This window comes from Methylobacterium sp. WL103, from assembly GCF_008039885.1.
GTDB lineage: Bacteria > Pseudomonadota > Alphaproteobacteria > Rhizobiales > Beijerinckiaceae > Methylobacterium > Methylobacterium cerastii.
The window spans coordinates 1-1,849 of sequence record NZ_VRUX01000730.1 but is presented as its reverse complement, the minus strand read 5'-3'; the positions used below and the strand labels follow the sequence as shown (position 1 = coordinate 1,849).

The 1,849-nt window shown below is 73.1% G+C and carries 4 protein-coding genes; all 4 read left to right on the top strand.

The window, feature by feature from the left end; all coding sequences use genetic code 11:
• A partial coding sequence (gene ispF / locus FV222_RS24775; protein WP_147815887.1) for a 2-C-methyl-D-erythritol 2,4-cyclodiphosphate synthase occupies positions 1 to 993 on the top strand: 993 nt, incomplete at its 5' end.
• 60 nt (positions 994 to 1,053) lie between these two features.
• Positions 1,054 to 1,281 (top strand): hypothetical protein, encoded by a 228-nt coding sequence (locus FV222_RS24770; protein WP_147762806.1) that lies wholly within the window; start codon positions 1,054 to 1,056, stop codon positions 1,279 to 1,281.
• A gap of 96 nt (positions 1,282 to 1,377) precedes the next feature.
• Positions 1,378 to 1,575, top strand: a complete 198-nt coding sequence (locus tag FV222_RS31535; RefSeq protein WP_246685647.1) for a type II toxin-antitoxin system RelE/ParE family toxin — start codon at positions 1,378 to 1,380, stop codon at positions 1,573 to 1,575.
• 3 nt (positions 1,576 to 1,578) lie between these two features.
• The coding region (locus FV222_RS24760; RefSeq protein ID WP_147815886.1) for a nicotinamide-nucleotide amidohydrolase family protein at positions 1,579 to 1,849 on the top strand (271 nt) is incomplete at its 3' end.

Here is a 1,849-nt window from a genome sequence, read left to right as displayed (position 1 = left end):
GCCCCGGACGTCGTCCTCGTCCACGACGCGGCCCGGCCTTTCGTCGATTCCGAGCTGATCGCGCGCGCGGTCGCCGCCGGCCGCGACCACGGCGCCGCGGTTCCGGGCGTGGCGGTCGCCGACACGATCAAGCTCGTCGAGGACCGGGACGGCATCGGGCGCGTGCGCGAGACCCCGGCCCGCGAGAATCTGCGCGCGGTGCAGACGCCGCAGGCCTTCGCCTTCGGCCTGCTGCGCGCTGCGCACCGGGCCGCGGCCGAGGAAGGCCTCCACGCCTTCACCGACGACGGGGCGCTGGCCGAATGGGCCGGGCACGCTGTCGTGGTGTTCGCCGGCGACCTGCGCAACCGCAAGATCACCCAACCCGCCGACCTGATCGAGGCCGACCGGGCTTTCGCCGGCCCGTCCCCCACAAGCTCGGGCGCGGAGACCGCCAAGGACATTGCCATGACCGCTTACGTGACCCGCCTCGGCACCGGCTTCGACGTGCACGCCTTCACCGAGGGCGACCACGTCTGGCTCGGCGGCGTGAAGATCCCGGCCGACCGCGGCGTGCTCGCCCATTCCGACGGCGACGTCGCCCTGCACGCGCTGACCGATGCCCTGCTCGGCGCCATCGCCGACGGCGACATCGGCACGCATTTCCCGCCCTCCGACGAGCAGTGGCGCGGTGCATCCTCGGACAGGTTCCTCGCCCACGCCTGCACGCTGGTGCGCGCGCGCGGCGGCCGCATCGACCACCTCGACATCACGGTGCTGGCGGAAGCCCCCCGCATCGGCGCCCACCGCGAGGCGATCCGCGCGCGCATCGCCGAGATCTGCGCCGTGCCGCTCACCGCGGTGTCGATCAAGGCGACGACGACGGAGAAGCTCGGCTTCGTCGGCCGCGCGGAAGGCCTCGCCGCCCAGGCCGCCGCCACGGTGCGGCTGCCGGAGGACGCGAAGGCCGACCCCGTCGACGCCCAGGCCGAGACGGCCATGCGCCAGGGCTGACGGCCTCGGGCCGTCACCGCCGGACTTCCTCATCCCGATGATCCGGTGCAGGATGCGGAAATGACGGATCTTCTCGAACAGGCGGTCGCCGCGGCCCGGGGCTTGGCCCCCGACCGGCAGGACGACATCGCCCGCATGGTCCTGAGGATCGCCGAGGAGGCGCGACGGCCGGCCGCCCTGACCGCCGAGGACGAAGCGTCGTTCGCGATCTCCCGCGCGCAGGCCGCCCGCGGCGAGTTCGCCACCGACGACGCGGTGCGGGCGGTCTGGGCGAAGCACGGCTTGTGAAGCTTCGCTTCACGCCTGCGGCCCTCACGGAACTCGATGACACCCTGAGCTACGTTCGCGCGCGCTCGCCGCATGGCGCCGATCGGGTCCAGGCCCGTGCACGCCACGTTGGACCTTTTGCTGCTCCATCCCGAGTCTGGCCGCGGCACGCGCCTGTCCGAGCCGCGGCGGATCGCAGCCAACCCGTATCCGTACGGCGTCTTCTACGAAGTCTCGGGCGATACCATCGTCGTCATCGCGATCCGCCACGCCGCCCGCGATCCCGATTCGATGCCGGACGGCGAGGAGACCTGAGCGATGTTCGACGACGCCCTGCTGGCCCGCGCCAAGGCTCTGGTCGCGGCCTACGCCAAGGCCGGCACCCGAATCGCGACGGCGGAATCCTGCACCGGAGGCCTCGTCGCCGGCCTGCTGACCGCGGTGCCCGGCTCGTCGGCGGTGGTCGAGCGCGGCTTCGTCACCTACTCGAACGAGGCGAAATCCGAGGCGATCGGGGTGCCCGCCGAACTCATCGAGGCGCATGGGGCGGTCAGCGAGGCCGTCGCCCGCGCGATGGCGGACGGCGCGC

Bases quoted from the DNA above. Each gene is read 5' to 3' on its own strand.
- FV222_RS24770 (WP_147762806.1), top strand. From the start codon at position 1,054: ATGACGGATCTTCTCGAACAGGCGGTCGCCGCGGCCCGGGGCTTGGCC.